17 protein-coding genes are annotated in these 17,403 nt (G+C 66.2%); 10 read left to right on the forward strand and 7 right to left on the reverse strand.

Features of this window, described 5'->3' with window-relative positions:
* Positions 1 to 196: 196 nt before the first annotated feature.
* Positions 197 to 2,755 (reverse strand): hypothetical protein, encoded by a 2,559-nt coding sequence (locus IP83_RS16205; RefSeq protein ID WP_197274410.1) that lies wholly within the window; start codon positions 2,753 to 2,755, stop codon positions 197 to 199.
* A gap of 228 nt (positions 2,756 to 2,983) precedes the next feature.
* Between IP83_RS16205 and IP83_RS16210 the strand changes: the two genes are divergently transcribed.
* The gene (locus tag IP83_RS16210) at positions 2,984 to 3,973 is read left to right on the forward strand and encodes an MBL fold metallo-hydrolase (protein WP_054123267.1); all 990 of its coding nucleotides are present in this window, start codon (positions 2,984 to 2,986) and stop codon (positions 3,971 to 3,973) included.
* A 6-nt stretch (positions 3,974 to 3,979) separates the two neighbouring features.
* Here IP83_RS16210 and IP83_RS16215 read toward each other — a convergent pair whose 3' ends face one another.
* Genes IP83_RS16215 through smpB form a run of 3 tightly spaced genes read right to left on the reverse strand, consistent with a single transcriptional unit; the run spans position 3,980 to position 7,520 of the window.
* Positions 3,980 to 6,463, reverse strand: a complete 2,484-nt coding sequence (locus IP83_RS16215; RefSeq protein ID WP_054123268.1) for an ATP-binding protein — start codon at positions 6,461 to 6,463, stop codon at positions 3,980 to 3,982.
* Positions 6,460 to 7,038 (reverse strand): DUF2062 domain-containing protein, encoded by a 579-nt coding sequence (locus IP83_RS16220; RefSeq protein ID WP_231625083.1) that lies wholly within the window; start codon positions 7,036 to 7,038, stop codon positions 6,460 to 6,462. The genes IP83_RS16215 and IP83_RS16220 overlap by 4 nt, the downstream gene beginning before the upstream one ends.
* Complete coding sequence (smpB, locus tag IP83_RS16225; protein WP_054123354.1) at positions 7,038 to 7,520, reverse strand: SsrA-binding protein SmpB; 483 nt, start codon at positions 7,518 to 7,520, stop codon at positions 7,038 to 7,040. The genes IP83_RS16220 and smpB overlap by 1 nt, the downstream gene beginning before the upstream one ends.
* Positions 7,521 to 7,685: 165 nt before the next feature.
* On the opposite strand from smpB, the gene IP83_RS16230 reads away from it, so the two are divergent.
* From IP83_RS16230 to IP83_RS16240, 3 genes are all read left to right on the forward strand, one after another.
* Positions 7,686 to 8,813, forward strand: a complete 1,128-nt coding sequence (locus IP83_RS16230; RefSeq protein WP_054123355.1) for a patatin-like phospholipase family protein — start codon at positions 7,686 to 7,688, stop codon at positions 8,811 to 8,813.
* Positions 8,814 to 8,826: 13 nt separating this feature from the next.
* Entirely contained in the window at positions 8,827 to 9,609 is a 783-nt protein-coding gene (locus IP83_RS16235; RefSeq protein WP_054123269.1) for a 3-hydroxybutyrate dehydrogenase, read from the forward strand.
* Positions 9,610 to 9,723: 114 nt separating this feature from the next.
* Positions 9,724 to 11,055, forward strand: coding sequence for an aldehyde dehydrogenase family protein (locus IP83_RS16240; RefSeq protein ID WP_054123270.1), 1,332 nt, complete (start codon positions 9,724 to 9,726; stop codon positions 11,053 to 11,055).
* A gap of 135 nt (positions 11,056 to 11,190) precedes the next feature.
* Here the strand turns inward: IP83_RS16240 and dapA are convergent, their stop codons facing one another.
* Complete coding sequence (gene dapA / locus IP83_RS16245) at positions 11,191 to 12,072, reverse strand: 4-hydroxy-tetrahydrodipicolinate synthase (protein ID WP_054123271.1); 882 nt, start codon at positions 12,070 to 12,072, stop codon at positions 11,191 to 11,193.
* A gap of 107 nt (positions 12,073 to 12,179) precedes the next feature.
* On the opposite strand from dapA, the gene IP83_RS16250 reads away from it, so the two are divergent.
* Positions 12,180 to 14,180 (forward strand): lytic transglycosylase domain-containing protein, encoded by a 2,001-nt coding sequence (locus IP83_RS16250; protein ID WP_231625084.1) that lies wholly within the window; start codon positions 12,180 to 12,182, stop codon positions 14,178 to 14,180.
* 57 nt (positions 14,181 to 14,237) lie between these two features.
* On the opposite strand, the gene IP83_RS16255 is transcribed toward IP83_RS16250, so the two are convergent.
* The gene (locus IP83_RS16255) at positions 14,238 to 14,441 is read right to left on the reverse strand and encodes a hypothetical protein (protein WP_054123273.1); all 204 of its coding nucleotides are present in this window, start codon (positions 14,439 to 14,441) and stop codon (positions 14,238 to 14,240) included.
* Positions 14,442 to 14,537: 96 nt separating this feature from the next.
* Between IP83_RS16255 and IP83_RS16260 the strand changes: the two genes are divergently transcribed.
* Positions 14,538 to 15,023, forward strand: coding sequence for a GreA/GreB family elongation factor (locus IP83_RS16260; RefSeq protein WP_054123274.1), 486 nt, complete (start codon positions 14,538 to 14,540; stop codon positions 15,021 to 15,023).
* 66 nt (positions 15,024 to 15,089) lie between these two features.
* Here the strand turns inward: IP83_RS16260 and IP83_RS16265 are convergent, their stop codons facing one another.
* A complete protein-coding gene (locus tag IP83_RS16265) occupies positions 15,090 to 15,563 on the reverse strand; it encodes a TspO/MBR family protein (RefSeq protein WP_054123275.1) in 474 nt (157 codons plus the stop codon).
* 332 nt (positions 15,564 to 15,895) lie between these two features.
* Here IP83_RS16265 and IP83_RS16270 point away from each other — a divergent pair, with 332 nt between their 5' ends.
* Genes IP83_RS16270 through IP83_RS16285 form a run of 4 tightly spaced genes read left to right on the forward strand, consistent with a single transcriptional unit; the run spans position 15,896 to position 17,389 of the window.
* On the forward strand, positions 15,896 to 16,525 hold the full coding sequence (locus IP83_RS16270; RefSeq protein WP_054123276.1) for a phosphoglycerate mutase family protein: 630 nt from the start codon (positions 15,896 to 15,898) through the stop codon (positions 16,523 to 16,525).
* Positions 16,525 to 16,707: a DUF4169 family protein gene (locus IP83_RS16275; protein WP_054123277.1), complete on the forward strand. Its 183-nt coding sequence runs from the start codon at positions 16,525 to 16,527 to the stop codon at positions 16,705 to 16,707. Before IP83_RS16270 ends, IP83_RS16275 begins: the two co-directional genes overlap by 1 nt.
* Positions 16,707 to 16,910, forward strand: a complete 204-nt coding sequence (locus tag IP83_RS16280) for a hypothetical protein (protein ID WP_054123278.1) — start codon at positions 16,707 to 16,709, stop codon at positions 16,908 to 16,910. The genes IP83_RS16275 and IP83_RS16280 overlap by 1 nt, the downstream gene beginning before the upstream one ends.
* A complete protein-coding gene (locus IP83_RS16285; protein ID WP_054123279.1) occupies positions 16,907 to 17,389 on the forward strand; it encodes a hypothetical protein in 483 nt (160 codons plus the stop codon). The genes IP83_RS16280 and IP83_RS16285 overlap by 4 nt, the downstream gene beginning before the upstream one ends.
* The last annotated feature ends 14 nt before the right edge of the window (positions 17,390 to 17,403 follow it).

The following is a 17,403-nucleotide window of genomic DNA, read 5'->3' on the forward strand; positions in this document are numbered from 1 at the left end:
ACATGAACCGTCAACACCAGCCTTGTACCCACTTTGTTCTATTGGAACAAGGGGGGAACACAAAGACGGTCCCGATTGTCTGAACGCTGCCGCATACTACGGATATTCCACAGGAATTTCCACATGGACCAAGGGTTCCACCCTGCCCATGCGGAAGTTCCTTCAGGAATGGTGCAAAAAGTTACCCAGAGAATTGTCAGGGAATCTTGATTCGGAACGTCCCGATCTGGTTGCCGCGCAGCGCGGTCGGATCGGGCACCGCCACCGGATCATCTGCCGCGACATCGGTCTCGATGCTGGTCGTGCGCTGGATCGTGGCGGCGGTGTAGCGCTGCTGCAGGCGCAGCCCGGCCGTCACCGGCAGCCGGTTCTGGTTCCACATCCGCACGATCACCCCCGCACCGATTCCTTCCTCGGCGGGCTTCACCGCCCAGACCAGCGCCTGCGAGGAGCTTGGCGAAAACAGGCTCCACGCCTTCGATGCGAGCAGCGCGCCCTTGACCGGACCGGTCGCCGGCCCCGTCACCAGCGGATTCTGCGCCTCCAGCGCAAAACGCATCGCTGTATTCTGATTGTAGGCCGCGTGCGGCAGCAACGAGAAGCGGTGGAGGAACTGCGTATCGCCGCCCTGCCCCGGCAGGCCGAGCCCATTGATCCGCCCGCCGGCCAGTACATCGATGCGCGGCGTGGTGATATCGAGCCGGTGCGGATCGGACCTACCGAGTCGCATGAAATAGGCGTCGCTGTTGGAAAGAGTCACGCCGTCCCGCCCGTTGCCCGATGTCATGTCGGCAAAGTGGCCCAGCGTGAGCCACTCGTAGAGCGAATTCTGCGTGCGCGTGCTGATCCCGCCCGAGGCAGCCTGCCGCGCCGGGATCACCGCGCCCACTTCCTCGTGCCGCACCAGCGGCTTGTCGATTGCGAAAGGGAAACTGTAGGTCTTGAGATCGTCGAATCCGGCGGAAATCCGGTTCTCGAGATCGATCTGGCCCGAGCCGGCATAGACTGTCAGGCGCACGGTACGCGGCTGTGGGCCATCGATATCGGCGCGCAGCGTGGCAGAGACCGGACCGTTCGATTCGAGCACGACCGTCCCCGTCCCCTCGCCCAGATCGTTGAGCGCCCGGCCGCCATCGGCACGCACCCATTCGCGCCCGCTGCGGCCCGGTTCGATCAGCGACTGGATCGCGCCGCGCCCGTCCATGACGATCCGGTAGCGCGAGGTGATCAGCACGCCGCCTTCGAAGCGCGCGGTATCCGCGAGCGCCGACGCGGGCGCCACATCGCGGATGTCGTAGAGCCGATAACCGATCGACGGCACCGAGGTGGCGAGGAAACGGATGCGCCGCTCCGAGCCCGAGCCGATCGCTTCTGCCGGCAAGGGCGTGGTCGTCCCCGCCACCACGACACTGAATGGCCCGGTGCCGGGATAGGGCACTTCGGCCGGCGCGGTGCGCGAATAGCCCAGCGCATTGAACACGAAGAAGCGCTTGCCCACGGTGACTGTCGGCACAAGCTGGCTCATCCGCGCGCGTGCATCGGCAAGCAGCCTATCGACATAGCGTTCGATCGTGGCGACTTGCGCTTCCTGGAAGACAACCCGCGCGCCATCGCCGATCACCCCGCCGCCGACGATATCGTGCTCGAAAAACAGCCCCACCGCACGCCACGCGGCGTCGCGGTCCGACTCTCGCCCATTGAGGAAAGCGGGATCCTGCAACGCGACGATGGTGGCCAGAGCCTCGGCGCTGCGCAGTTTTTCGACCGCTCGCCGCACGCGCGCCGATTTCTCGGCGATCGAGGCGAGTGCCAGTTCCCATTCATTGCCATAGCTGACCTGCTCGGAGGGCAGCGAGGTGCCGTAGGTTCTCTCGAAATCGCGGAAAAAGTCCTCGGTGTTCGAGACGATCACGCGGCGGCCGGCGTCCGAAAGATCCTGCGCAACGGCCGGGAAGCTGTTGACCCGGTCGCTCAGCGGTATGATCAGTTCGGCATCGTCCCAGCCCTGCCCGATCAACCCAATGACGTCATAGGGCCAATGGCTGCGGAACGTGGCATCGCTGGTCACAAACGGCACCACTTCGCGCGGATAGCGGGCCTCGGCATAACCGCCCGGGCCCTGGTTGCCGTTTCCGTCGACGGCGGATGGTAGCCGGTGTTCCAGCGACATCCACTTCGTCAGCAGGCGTGAACCATCGGGGCCGGTCCACCAATAGGCGGGGTTGAGCCGCTCGCCCGAGGCGGTCACTTGCGTCGCGCAGGCGCAGACCCCCTTCCAGCTGTAGCGCGCACCGGCACCGGCAAAGACAGAGCCCAGACCAAGCGGCTGGGTCTGGTTCTCCATCGCGATGCCAAGGGTGAAGCGCACACCGAACCGGCGCTCCAGGCGGCCGGCGTAGTACATGTCGCGCAGCTGCGCCTCGAGCGGCATGGAACCGCGCACTTCGACCAGCGTGTTGAGCGGCATCGAGATATGCCCGTCGCGCACACGGTTCATCAGTCGCTGCATTTGCGCCGGGGTGCGCTGGCGCTCGTACTCCCACATCCACAGCGAGCCGTCGGTGTTCCAGCGGGCCTGCTGGTCCGCCGGAAGCGTCTCGGTCGCGTCGATTTGATCGAGATAAGCGTCAAGCGCGCGGGGGAAGTAGTCCGCATAAGCTTCGGCGCTCGCCGACCACATGTAGTCGGTGTGATCGTCGGGCGCGATGTAGATGCGCTTGGGCACTTCAGCGGCTGCAACCGGCACAACAGACACGGCGGCACACCCTGCATAAAACAGGGCCAAAACGGATGATAAACGCATGATTTACCAATCTTTTTCGAATCGCGCCGACTTGGAATTACCATGGACACATGACAACAAACGAACACATTGATGGTAAACTGCCAGGCACGATTGACAGGGCTTTGCCCACCACTAGGTTTCGCTGCATCGCACAATGACTATAGCACCAGCGCAGGCGGAAAACCTTTGATGAAACCCATGGCATCTTTCGCATTCGCCGCATCAAGCCTTGCGCTTGCTACCCCCGCTGCCGCGCAGGATGCAGCACACGCCGTCCGCGCCATCGCGATCAACGATCACCTCACTGCCTTTTACCAAGGCCGCCCGGACCAGGCCTCGGTTCTGCCGGGACCCTATCGCTGGCCGGACTATGGAGCGATCAACGTCGGCGTCGCGACTTATGTGATCCATGACGGCGATATCGCGCTGGTCTACGATACATTCACCGATACCGCCTCCGCGCAGTGGGTGCGCGACTGGCTGACCAAGGCGGGCGTCAAGCGCTTCATCCTTGCCACCAGCCACTGGCACCTCGATCACATCGGCGGCAACACCGTCTATGCCGACAGCATGCGCATCGCGACCGAAGCGACCCGGGTGAAGCTCACCGCCAAGCGCACCGCCATCGAGGCCGGGACCGAAGAAGGCCCTCCCGCGATCCGCCCGTTGATCCTGCCCGATGTCGGGATTGCGCCGGACAGCGAGGTGACGCTGATGATCGGCGCGGTAAAAACGCGGCTGCATCCTGTTGCCATCCACTCCGCCGATGGCCTCGTGATCGAGCTGCCGGACGACAAGCTCCTGCTCGCGGGCGATACCGTGGAAGACACCGCAACCTTTGTCGACGAGCCCGCGACGGTACCGCAACAATACCGCGCTCTGGGTGCAATGCGCGGCTGGGGTTTCACCAGGATCCTCCCAAATCATGGCAATCCGGCGGTGATCGCGCAGGGCGGCTACGGTCTTGGCCTGATCGACGCGACCCGCGACTATATCCGGTCGCTGGTTGAACATTCGCACGACGCGGATTTCCAGAAGCAGCCGCTCGAAAACTTCGTCAGCGCAGCCGTAAAGCGCGGGGATGTCAGCCTCTGGTGGTCCTACCGCGATGCCCATGCCAACAATCTGGCTGCGGTGGCGAAAGCGTGGAAGGACAAGCCGATTCCGCGGTTCGACGCCGCACCCTGACCCGGCTCAACGCGCCTTCAGGACGTCTTCCACCGCCGTGCAGATCTGCGCGACGCTGAAGGGCTTGGCGAGGAAGTACATGTTCGGAATGTCGATCTCCCGGCGCAGCTGTTCCTCGGCATAGCCCGACATGAACAGCACCGGCAGTTCCGGCCGCAGGTTGCGAATCTCGCGCGCCATGGCCGGGCCGTCCATGCTGGGCATGACGACATCCGAGACGACAAGGTCGAACTCCTCGCCGGCCGAGATGGCCTTTCCAAGCGCTTCCAACCCGTCCTCGCCGTCGCTGGCGGTGGTGACTTCATAGCCCTGCCGCACCAGCGCGCGCTCGGCGACTGCGCGAACCGTGTCCTCGTCCTCGACCAGCAGCACGCGCCCGCCGCCCGACCACTGCTTGCGCTTGGGGGGCAGCCTGGCCGCGCTCGCCGCCTGCGCCGCTTCTTCGGCATCTGCAGCATCGGGAACGTGGACGGGAAAGTAGATCGAGAACCGCGTGCCCTTGCCCACTTCGCTTTCGGCAAAGATGAACCCGCCCGATTGCTTGACGATGCCGTAGACGGTCGAGAGGCCAAGTCCGGTGCCCTTGCCCTTCTCCTTGGTGGTGAAGAACGGCTCGAAGATCTTGCCGATCTGCGCCGGAGGAATGCCGTGCCCGGTATCCTCCACGATCAGCGCCGTGTAGTCGCCGATGGGGAGGATCTCGCTCTTCATCGCGCGCACGTCGGCGGCGGTGATCCGCCTGGTCTTGAGCCGCAGCACGCCGCCGCCCTTGGTCGCCGGAATGCCGCCCGAACCGCCATTGCCGGTCATGGCATCGCGTGCATTGACGGCGAGATTGAGCAGCACCTGCTCGAGCTGCACCGGGTCCGCGCGGACAAGGCCGAGGCCGCGGTCGTGAGTCACCTCGAGCAAGATCTTTTCGCCCAGCAGGCGCTTCAGCAGGGTGGAGATTTCGGCCACGACATCGGGCAGCTGCAGCACTTCGGGACGCAGGGTCTGCTGGCGCGAGAAGGCGAGCAATTGTCGCGTCAGGCTGGCCGCGCGGTTGGAATTGGCGCGGATCTGCTGGATGTCGTCGTAGTCACTGTCACCCGGCGTATGGCGCATCAGCATGAGGTCGCAGTAGCCGATGATCGCGGTCAGCACGTTGTTGAAATCGTGCGCGACGCCGCCCGCCAGCTGGCCCACCGCCTGCATCTTGGTCGCCTGCGCGATCTCGCGCTTGAGGCGGGTTTCTTCGGACGAATCCTTGAGGCTGAGGATCACCGCCCCCTCGCCCAGCCCGCGCACCCCGGCAAGGCTGAGCGAGACGGGGTCCTCGGGCGCCGAGCGCAGCCGCACCGCGACGTCGCCTGCCCCGCCGCTGCCTTGGGCAAAGCGCCGAACGGCATCGGCAAGCGCGCCCTTATCCTCGCGGATCACGAGGTCGGAGGGGTACGGCGGCGGGCTGCTGTCGTCATGTCCGGCAGCGCGCAGGAAGGCCTTGTTCGCGAAGAGGAACCGCCCGTCGCGGTCGGTCATGGCAAGGCCAAGCGGCAGGCGCGCCAGCAGCGCCTCGATCTGCGGGATACCGGTGCGGGTGTCGCCCACGCCGCCCTGGTTGTCGATGAGCAGGAACAGCGAGGCGGTCTGCGCCGGGTCTGCTGCGGCCGAGCCGAGCGCCACAGCCTCGGGATCGGCAATCGGCACATGAAGCATGCGCACCGAAGCACCGCGATTGCCTTCGCGCGCGTAAAAAATGCGCTCCTGCTCGTCGGCGCTGAAATAGCCGACGAAATCAGTGTCAGCGACGTCGGCGTCCGCTTCGCCCACGGCGCGCGCGGCAAAGAGGGCGTTGGCTGCATGGATCAGTCCGTCCGGCGCGACGGCGGCAATCTGGATGCCCTCCCGCCCAAGCGCCTGCCCGACTTTGCCGCGCACATGGCCGATGACCTCCTGCAGCGGATCGCGGCGCACCACCGGCGCAAAGCGCCAGATCAGGAAGTCCTGCCCGCGCCCTGCCCGCTCGATCTCCAGACGCCATTCGCGTCCACCGGCGGCAATCGGTTCATACTCGGCCCGGCCATCGCGCCAGGCAGCACGCGCGGCCCCCTCCAGCGCCTCGTTGTCAACGCCATCCAGCCCCAGCCGCGGCGGCGCCGAGCCGATCCCGAAGCATGCGGCAAACCGGGCGTTGGCACAGGTCAGCCGCCCGGCGCGGTCGATGATGGCAGTCGCTTCCTCGCCCCGCTCGATGGCGGCATGGGTGACGGACCAGTCCGGCGGCGCAAAGTCGGCCACCTCTGCCGCCTCGCGTGGGCGCACTGCAAAGGCCAGCGCAATGGCGAGGCAGCCCACCCCGAGCGCATAGGCCAGCGCAGTCACGACCTGGCCCGAAGCCAGCCACAGCAGCAACGCGCTCGCCACCAAGGCAACAGCCACCGTCAGCTGCTCGCGCCAGCGGGATGGGCTGGCGGGCGCGGCGTCCGACGTCAGTGTACTCACACTCATGCCCGCTTTGCTCCGGCGAGACTCCGGCTCACCCGCAAGCGGCGGCGGCGCCCGGTCCACCAGCGCCAGATCACGATCGAAGCAAAATAGCCGATCACGGCCGAGACCACGGAAATGACCAGAAGCCCCAGCACCATCGCGGGTGCGGCGGAGGAGACCAGCCAGTTGGCCCACTCACCCAGTCCTGCCCCGCGGTCAATCAGCAACTGGAACGTCGCGAGATCCGCGTTGAGGCCAAGAAAGCTGCCCACCCACAGCGCGGCGAGCAAGATCATCGGGGTCGTCGCCGGGTTCGAGAGCAAGGTTGCCGCAGCGGCCAGCGGTACATTGCCGCGAAACGGCACGCACATCAGCGCCGCACCGACGATCTGCACCCCCGGAATCATTGCAAATATGCCGACGAACAGCCCAACCGCGATCCCGCGCGGCACCGAGCGGCGATTGTAGCGCCACAGTTCGGGCCGGGCCGCCAGCGGACGGACGAAGCGGCTCTTCACCAGCGTCTCGCGCGTCGGGATCAGCCGCTGCACTTTGCTGGAAATGCCCTGCTTCATGCCCGAACCGCTATCCTCCATCAGCCATGCTCGCGCATGATGCGCGCTTTGTCACGCTGCCAGTCGCGGTCCTTGATCGCCATGCGCTTGTCGGCGTTGTTCTTGCCCTTGGCGAGCGCGAGTTCGACTTTCGCCCGGCCGCGCCCGTTGAAATAGACCGAAAGCGGCACCAGCGTCATGCCCTTGCGCTCGACCGCCCCGTGGAAGCGGGCAATCTCGCGTTCCTTCAGCAGCAGCTTGCGCGGGCGCTTGGGCTCGTGGTTGTAACGGTTGCCGTGGCTGAATTCGGGCACGTTGGAATTGACCAGCCAGACCTCGCCGTCCTTCACTTCGGCATAGCTCTCGGCAATCGAGCCCTCGCCGAAGCGCAGCGACTTCACCTCGGTGCCGGTCAGCGCGATGCCCGCCTCGTAGACGTCCTCGATGAAATACTCGAAGCGCGCGCGGCGGTTTTCGGCGACGATCTTCTTCTTGTCGAAGGCAGGCGGAGTGGGACGGGCCATGGTCATGGCCATGTAGGCCGCTGCAGACGGAAAGAAAAGGGAGCGCCCGGCATAACCTTTTGCCGATCCGGCACGAACAGCACTTGCCAAGCCCGCGCTGCAGCGCACAAAAGGCGCGTGGAGGGCCGCGCGCCGGGCAGGCGCAACGCAAGGATTCGGCGCAAGATGGCCAGCAAGACAACGCCCGCACCCGCTCCCGCCCCCGCAGAAGCAGCCGTTCTCGTGTTACAGGGCGGCGGCGCGCTGGGCGCCTATCAGGCCGGCGTGTTCGAAGCGCTTGCGGCCGCGGGGCATGAGCCGTCATGGGTCGCAGGCATCTCGATCGGCGCGATCAATGCCGCGCTGATCGCCGGCAACCCGCCGGTGCATCGCCTCCGGGCTCTGCGCGCTTTCTGGGAACGCGCCTCGTCGAGCGTTCCGTTCACCTCCCCCTTCGACAATGGCTGGGGCCGCCGCCTCTTCAACGAAGCCGCAGCCGGAATGGTCGCGATGTCCGGCATTCCGGGTTTCTTCACACCGCGCCTGATGCCGACCTGGTTCGCCCTGCCCGGCTCGGCCGAGTCCACGAGCCTCTACGACACCACCCCATTGCGCGAGACCCTGCTCGAACTGGTCGACTTCGATCTGCTCAACAACGGCCCGATGCGCTTCAGCGTCGGCGCAGTGAACGTGCTCACCGGCAACTTCACCTATTTCGACAACCGCGAGCGCCTGATCGGCCCCGAACACATCATGGCGAGCGGCGCGCTGCCGCCGGGGTTCCCCGCCGTGATGATCGACGGCGAGCCCTACTGGGACGGCGGAATCGTCTCCAACACCCCGCTGCAATATGTGCTCGATACGCGCGCCGGCACTTCGCCGCTGCTCGTCTTCCAGGTCGATCTGTTCAGCGCGCGGGGAATGATGCCGCGTTCGCTGTCCGAGGCGATGCAGCGCGAGAAGGACATCCGCTTCTCCAGCCGCACCCGTCTCAACACCGATCTGCAGATGCGGCTCGAGGCCATGACTTCGGCCGCCGCCCGACTCGCCGCGCGCCTGCCGGAGGAGCTGCGCTGCGATCCTGATCTGATGGAACTGACCAGCCACGCCTGCGATTGGCCGGTGACGATCCTCCACCTGATCAATCGCAGCGAAAGCTACGAATCGCACAGCAAGGACTACGAATTCTCGCGCGGCACGGTTGAAGGCCACTGGGCCTCGGGCCGCGCTGATGTCGAACGCTCGCTCGCCAGCCCGCGCTGGAAGAACCGCCAGATCCACGATTGCGGCATCGTCACCCTCGATCTCGCCTAACAGGAGCATTCCCATGGACCTCAGCAACAAGATCGCCATTGTCACCGGCGCCGCCAGCGGCATCGGCCTCGCCATCGCCAGGCGCTATGCCGAGGCCGGGGCAAAGGTCGCCATTGCGGACCTGAAGCTCGAAGCCGCCGAAGCTGCCGCTGCCGGTATCAATGCCGACCATCCCGGCGCGGCGATGGCCGTCGCCATGAACGTGACGGACGAGGATCAGGTGAACGCGGGCGTCGCCGCCGTGGTCGCCGCGTGGGGCACCGTCGACATCCTCGTCTCCAACGCCGGCATCCAGATCGTCAACCCGATCCAGGACTTCGCCTTCGCCGACTGGAAGACAATGCTCGCCATCCACCTCGATGGCGCCTTCCTCACCACCAAGGCAGTGATCCCGCACATGTACGCGCAGAAATCGGGCGCGATCCTCTACATGGGCTCGGTCCACTCCAAGGAAGCGAGCCCCCTCAAGAGCGCCTATGTCACCGCCAAGCACGGCCTCCTCGGCCTGTGCCGCACGGTCGCCAAGGAAGGCGGCCCCCACGGCGTGCGCACCAACGTGATCTGCCCCGGCTTCGTCCGCACGCCCTTGGTGGACAAGCAGATCCCCGAACAGGCCAAGGAACTGGGCATCAGCGAGGACGAAGTCGTCAAGAAGGTCATGCTCGGCCAGACCGTCGACGGCGAGTTCACCACCGTGGAAGACATCGCGCAGCTTGCGCTGTTCTTCGCGGCGTTCCCCAGCAATGCGCTGACGGGCCAATCGCTGATCGCGAGCCACGGGTGGTCGATGGCGTGAACTTCGCGCCGTTGCACTCCATGATCCGTTAGGTCACCTTACATTGACGGCCGGGCTTGGCTACACCACTGCGCAAGCCAGACCCGGCCCCGTCAATTGAGGCAAGACCTACCCATGACCAACCCCACAGCTTCCGAACTCGCCCGCATTTTCGCCCTCCAGCAGGCGAACCAGTGGAACGTGAAGGCCTCCAGCGCCGACGTGCGCAAGGCCAAGCTCGCTGGGCTGAAGGCTGCGGTCGAGGCACATGCAGACGCCATCGTCGCCGCCGTGCTCGAAGATACGCGCAAGCCCGAGGGCGAGATTCGCGTCACCGAGGTGATGAACGTCACCGCCAATATCCAGCGCAATATCGACAATCTCGATGCCTGGATGGCGCCGACCGAGGTCACCCCCTCGCTCAATCCCGCCGACCGCGCGCAGATCCGCTACGAAGCGCGCGGGGTCTGCCTGATCCTCGGCCCGTGGAACTTTCCGCTCGGCCTCGCGCTCGGACCGCTCGCTGCTGCCGTCGCGGCGGGCAACACCGCCATCGTGAAGCTGACGGACCTCTGCCCCGCCACCGCCAAGGTTGCCGCCAGCATCATCGCGCAGGCCTTCGATGAGAGCGAAGTCGCGCTGGTCGAGGGTGATGTCAGCGTAGCCTCCGCACTGCTCGAGCTGCCGTTCAACCACATCTTCTTCACCGGCAGCACCCGCGTCGGCAAGATCGTCATGGCCGCCGCCGCGAAGCACCTCGCCAGCGTCACGCTCGAACTTGGCGGCAAATCCCCGGTCATCCTCGATTCCGGCGCAGATATCGACAAGGTCGCCGCGCAGCTTGCATCGGCCAAGCAGTTCAACGGCGGGCAGGCCTGCATCAGCCCGGACTACGTCTTCGTGCGCGAGGAGCAGCAGGCAAGGCTGGTGGAGGGCTTCAAGGCCAATGTCACCAAGAACCTCTTCGACGAGACCGGCGCGATCCGGAAGGAAAGCATCGCCCAGATCGTCAACCAGGCGAACTTCAACCGCGTAAAGGCGCTGTTCGACGATGCTGTCGCGCAGGGCGCGACCGTCGCCGTCGGCGGCATGATGGACGAGAGCGACCTCACCATCCACCCCACGCTGCTGACCGGCGTCACCCCGCAGATGAAGATCCTGCAGGAGGAAATCTTCGCCCCCGTCCTCCCGGTGATGAACTACGAAACGATCGATCAGGCGATCGACTACATCACCGAACGCGACAAGCCGCTCGCACTCTATGTCTATGGCGACGACGAGGCGAATATCGAAAAGGTGATCAGCCGCACCTCATCGGGCGGCATGACAATCAACGGCGTGTTCTCGCACTACCTCGAAAACCATCTGCCCTTCGGCGGCGTGAACGCCAGCGGCACCGGCAGCTATCACGGCTACTTCGGCTTCAAGGCCTTCAGCCACGAACGCGCGATCTACCGGCACATGTGAGGGTGGGGGTCAACCCAACAGACCCATACTCAATTCCCCACCTCCGCTCACCCTGAGCCTGTCGAAGGGTGCTGGCGCAAGCACTTTGCACGATGCTTCGACAAGCTCAGCATGAGCGGAGTGGTTTTGACTGCCCTAGATCAGCCCCGCATGCTTCAAGGCCGCGTCCACTTCGGCACGGGCCTTGTCGCTGCAAGGCACCAGCGGCAGGCGCAGCTCGTCGGTGATGTAGTCATGCACCCGGCTCAGCGCGTACTTGACCGGGCCGGGTGAGGCGTCGTCGAACATCGCATAGTGCAGCGGATAGAGCAGGTCATTGATCTCGCGCGCCTTTTCGTAGTCACCCGCCGCGCAGGCCGCCTGGAAATCGGCGCAGAGGCGTGGGGCGACGTTCGCCGTCACCGATATACAGCCCACCGCGCCCGCCGCATTGGCGGGGAGCGCGAGTTCGTCATCGCCTGAAAGCTGGCAGAAATGCTTGCCGATGCCCATGCGGTGATCGGTGACGCGGCTGAGGTCACCGCTCGCGTCCTTGATGCCGACGATCTTGTCCGGATATCGGCGCGCGAGTTCGCACACCGTCTCAGGCAGGATGTCGGTGACGGTGCGGCCCGGCACGTTGTAAAGAATGATCGGCAGATCGTTGTTTTCGGCAAGGTAGCCGAAATGTGCGAGGAGGCCCGCCTGGCTCGGCCGGTTATAGTAGGGCGCAACGCAGAGCGCAGCCTTGGCGCCGCTCTTGCGGCTGAAGGTCATGTGCAGGTGCGCGTTCATCGTGTCATTGCTACCGCAGCCGGCAATGACCGGAACCCGCCCCGCTGCCTGCTCCACGCAGACCTCGATCACGCGGTGATGTTCGGCGTTCGACAGTGTAGAGGCTTCGCCCGTCGTGCCGCAGGGAACCAGCGCCGAAGAGCCGTTCTCGATCTGCCAGTCGACCAGCTTGCGGAACGCTTTCTCGTCGAACACCCCGCCGCGAAAAGGCGTCACCAAAGCCGGAATGGAGCCGGAAAACATGGACTTTACCCTTCGATCTGCGCCACAAGGCGTCTGAGCGGCGCTTCGCTTCGACGCCGTAACACGCGCCTGATAGGAAGACGAAAGCCGGAATGTCCAGCATGGAGATGAGTGTGAAGCTGCGAAAGCTGCTGCTGGGCAGTTCGTTGATCCCCATGCTAGCCGCTTCGGCTGCCTGCCACGCCAACGATGTGGATACCGGCGCCACCGCGTGGGATGCCGCGCGCGCCCGCCTGATCGCGCAAGGACAAGGCCCGCTGGCGCAAGCCGTCAGCCGCTGGCAGATGCTCGCCGCCTCCAACGTCTACAACTTCACCGACTATTCCAGCTTCATCCTCAGCTACCGCGGTTTTCCCGAAGAGGAGAAGCTGCGCCGCGCCGCCGAGGCCGCACTCGATCGGCAGAGCGCCGATGCCGGCAGCGTGGTCGCCTTCTTCGACCGCGTACCGCCGCTGACCAACCCGGCCCGCGCGCAATATGCCCTCGCCCTCAAGGCACTCGGCCGCCCCGAAGCCGATGCGATGGCGCGCGCGGCATGGCGCGGCGGCGCAATGAGCGAAGCGGCGGAAGCGGCCATTCTCGCCGGTTGGGGCGCCACCTTCACGCCCGATGACGAAGACGCGCGGATGGACGCGCTACTCTGGGCCGGCAATCCCTCCCCCGCCGCCCGCCAGACCGCACGGGTCAGCGCTGCCCGGCGCGGCCTCTTCGCCGCGCGGCAGGCAACCTTGATCGGCCTCGATCCCTACTCCGCCGCCGAGGGCACGAGTATCGACGTGCTGAATGCGGACCCAGGCTTCATCTGGTCCCGCGCGCGCCAGCTGCGCCGCCAGGGCACTGGCGCCGCCGCGCAGGCGCTGATCGCCAATCGCCCGCTGCTCGCCCGCCCGCCCTTGAACCGCGAGAAGTGGGTCGACGAACTGCTCGCCAACGCGCGCGGCGCCGCCGCTGTCGGTGACGCGCGCACCGCCTATCGCATCGCCGCCGGGATCGACGATGCCTTCGCGCGCGGCGAGGATGTCAGCCAGGCCGCCTACGACCTGCGCGACGACTACACCTCGCTCATGTGGCTCGGCGGCCAGCAGGCGCTGCGCCAATTGAACAACGGCGCCGATGCCGCACCCCTGTTCTGGCGCTACGGCTCGGCCGCGCGCACGCCCGGCACGCGCTCCAAGGGCTTCTACTGGGCCGGTCTCGCCGCCGCGCAAGGCGGTCAGGCCAATGATGCACAGCGCTATTTCGAGATGGCCGCGGCTTATGGCGACCAGTTCTACGGCCTGCTTGCGCTCGAACGGCTCGGCCGCGCGGTCCCGCGCTTCGCCGCCGACGCAGATGTCCAGCCCACCCCGCAGGAACGCGCCGCCTTCAACGCCTCGCTCCTCACGCAGGCCGTGCGCGAAGCCGCGCGCGATGCGGACTGGCGCACGACGGTCCGCTTCTTCCGCGAGATCAGCGATCAGCAGCAGACCAAGAGCCAGCACGTCCTCGTCGCGCAGCTCGCGCGCGAGCTTGGCCGCCGCGATCTCGGCGTGATCGTCGGGCAGGCGGCGGCGGCGCGCGGCTACCTCGATTTCCAGCACATCGCCTTCCCGGTGATCCCGGTCCCGCCCGGCTACGAACATGCCTGGACGATGATCCACGCCATTGCCCGGCAGGAAAGCCAGTTCTCGCAGAACGCCGTCAGCCACGCCGGCGCGCGCGGCCTGATGCAGCTGATGCCCGCCACGGCCAACGAGCAGGCGGGCAAGCTCGGCCTGTCCTATTCGACGTCCGCCCTCATCGACGATGCCGGATACAACCTGCAAGTCGGAGGCGCCTATTTCCAGCGCCTGCTGACCTACTACAACGGCAGCTATCCGCTCGCCGTCGCCGCCTACAACGCCGGGGCCGGCAATGTGAACAAGTGGCTGCGCGCCAATGGCGATCCCCGAGCAGGAGGGCCCGGCTGGATCGACTGGATCGAGCGCATTCCGCTGTCGGAGACACGCAACTATGTCCAGCGCGTGATGGAAAACGCGGTGGTCTACGAAGCGATGTATCCGGACAAGGCCAGCTACACCGGCCCCAATCCGCTCAGCCACTTCCTCGGCAAGCCCACGCCGGGCTGACTCCCCTCCCGCGTGCGGGAGGGGTCGGGGGTGGGCCTGTTACGGCCGGGCCGCCAATCAATCCGGCAGCATGTCCTGCAACCGCGCCAGCAGCTTCTGGATATTCAGCGCCGCCAGCTTGAACGTCTCGACGTCTTCCTTGTTGTTGTCGGCCTTGGCTTCCTCGATGGCCTCGGCATAGCCTTCAAGGTCCGCTTCCAGCGCGTCCACCAGGATCTCGAGTTCGTCTTCGGTCAGCGTGAGCGCGATGGTCTTGGCCATAAATTCCTCGTCGGCAGTATGATGTCCCCGCCCTAGGCGCCCCCCCGCAGCAGGGCAACCTTCCAAGCGTCGGCATCCCCCGCTAAACCCCTAACAATGCAACCTGATGGCAATCCGATCACCCCCGCCGGCATGGCCGCCCTGCGCGCCCGCTACGACCACTTGCTCGGCACCGAACGCCCCGCCATCGTCGAGATCGTCAGCTGGGCCGCCGGCAATGGCGACCGCAGCGAGAACGGCGACTACCTCTATGGTCGCAAGCGCATGCGCGAGATCGACCGCGAGCTGAACTTCCTCGCCAAACGCATGAAAGCCGCGCGCGTCATCGATCCCGCCCGCCAGCCGGATAAGACCCGCGTCCTCTTCGGCGCCACCGTCGAAATCGCCGACGAAGACGACGCGCGGCTGGTCCTCACCCTCGTCGGCGACGACGAGCAGGACGCCACCGCCCGCCGCATCGGCTGGAGCGCCCCCCTCGCCCGCGCCCTGCGCGGCGCAAAAGTGGGAGACCTGCGCAAAGTCTCTCTACCCGGCGGCGAGAAGGAATGGGAAGTCATTGCAATCAGCTATCCCGCTCCGTGAGGTCCTCCCCATTTTTGCGAAGCACAAATGGGGAGGTGTCCCGCCGCAGGCGGGTCGGAGGGGCAATCAGCCAAACGGCGCGTTCAGCCGCACGATCGCCCAGTTGAGCCATGCCGCAAAGCTCACCCAGGCCAGATAAGGCAGGATCAGCCCCGCCGCGAACGGCGAGATCGGCCACAGGCCCACGACCAGCGCCACCAGCGAGGCCCACAGGAACACCACCTCGATCAGCGCCCAGTCCGGCCGCCGCAGCTTGAAGAACAGCGGGCTCCACAGGAGGTGGAACAGCGCGTTGGTGGCAAACAGGATCACCACCTGCATGCGCTGCGCATCACTCGCCGCCGCGTCCCACGCGCCCGCCGCAGACCACGCGGCAAGGCCGAGGATCACCGTCCACGCCGGGCCGAACAGCCAGTTGGGCGGCTGCAGGCGGGGCTTCCTGAGGTTCGCGTACCAAGGCCCGATGGGCGTCATCAGCCCGCCCACGACGCCAAGCGCGATCGCTCCGCCGACGGCGACGAGAAGAGGAGTGGAGATCATGGGGAGTTCGCCGATCGGAAAGGAGTGCGTAGGCAAAGCGTGGCAGATATCGCCGGCGAAGGACAGAGCTTTGCGTGTCAGCCGCTCAGGCCGCGAGCGCCTCTGGTTTTTCTTCCCCCGGACGCACCGCCGCCTTGCAGATCACCAGCGCCAGCCCTGGATTACGGTGACACTTTACTAAATCCCCAAAAACCCCAACCGCCACAAATTGCGACAAGCCGCTGCGCTCCGCAAGAAGGCATAAGCATCATTGCTCATGCCTCTCACTCCGCCCCAGACCCGCCGCCCCTCCCCCCTCGCCTTCCGCCCGCCTTCCCGCTATCACGCGCGCCATGGCCAGCCCCCGCTTCTTCATCATGCGCCATGGCGAGACGGTCTACAACGCCGCCCGCCGCCTTCAGGCGAACCACATCCACACGCCCCTCACCCGCCTCGGTGTCGAGCAGGCCCTCGCCATGGGCGCGGCGCTGCTCGGCGTGCTCGGGGACCGGCCAGAGGTCACTCTCCACGTCTCCGAAACCGGCCGCGCGTTGCAGACCATGGCGATGATCGCCGATGTCCTTGGGCTAGATTGGTTCGCGGCGCAGCGCACCAATCATCTGAAGGAGATCGACATGGGCGCATGGTGCGGGCGGCTCTACGATGATGTCGAGGCCGAAGTCGGCCCCATCGTCATCGCCGACCATCTCCTGCGCCCCGCCCCGCAAGGCGAGGATTACCCGATGATCGCTGCCCGCCTCACCAAGTGGCTGGCAGAAGTGGGCGATGCGCCGGGCGATCACGTCGTCGTCATGCACGGCATTTCCAGCCGCGTGCTGCGCGGCATGATGGCAGGCTATCCGGTCCACCCCGATCTCGGCGCCCCCATCGCCCCCTCGCTGGTGCAAGGCTCGATCGCGCTCGTGCAGGATGGCCGCGAGACCGTCCTGTTCGGCTCAGAGCGGGGCAGCGAGCACGCCTGATGGGCGAAGTCGTCAACCTCCGCCTCGCCCGCAAGGCCGCCGCGCGCAAGGGCAAGGAAGCTCAAGCCGCCGCCAACCGGGCCGCCCACGGCCGCACCCGCGCCGAACGCGCCGCAAGCAAGGCGGAGGCAGAGCGCACCGCCCGCCTGCTGGATGGCGCGAAACGGGAAGGCCGGGATTGATGCGCACCACGCACGACAGCGCCAGCGTCCGCCTCTATCACCTCAGCGACGGCCCCGAAGGCGGCGCGGCGCAGACGCTGCTCTACGGCGCGCTCGCTGAAGCGCTCGCCCTCGCCGCGCAGCAGCCCGAAGGCATCCAGGCCGACCTGTTCATCGCGACCGACAATGATGTCGTCGCCTATCTCGATCTGGTCGATCCATGAGACGGGCACTGCTCGCCGCCGCCCTGCTCTGCGCCACGCCCGCGGTGGCGCGCGACAGCCTCGGCATCTGGAACAGCTGGGGCGCCTTTGCCGATGCCGGCGTGCCGCGCTGCTATGCCATCGCCATGGCCGACAAGGTGGAGGGCCGCGTCAACGAGTTCCAGCCCTACTTCACCGTCGGCAACTGGCCCCGCCGGGCCGCGCGCGGGGAAATCCACGTTCGCCTCTCGCGCAGGATCGGGCCGGGCAGCACAGTCACGCTCTCGGTTGGCGGCCAGCGCTTCCAGCTTGTCGCCGGCGCTGCCGACGCATGGGCCGCAGATCGCCGCATGGATGCCGCCGTCGTTGCCGCGATGCGTTCCGCTTCAAGCATGAGCGTCACCGCGCGCGGCTCGGGGCGCAGTTTCACCGATACCTACACGCTTGCCGGCGCCGCTTCCGCGATGGACGCCGCTTTGCTCGGCTGCGCCCAGAACTAAGGGCTGGTTTGCGC

The organism is Novosphingobium sp. AAP93 (assembly GCF_001296055.1).
In the GTDB taxonomy this organism is placed as follows: domain Bacteria; phylum Pseudomonadota; class Alphaproteobacteria; order Sphingomonadales; family Sphingomonadaceae; genus Novosphingobium.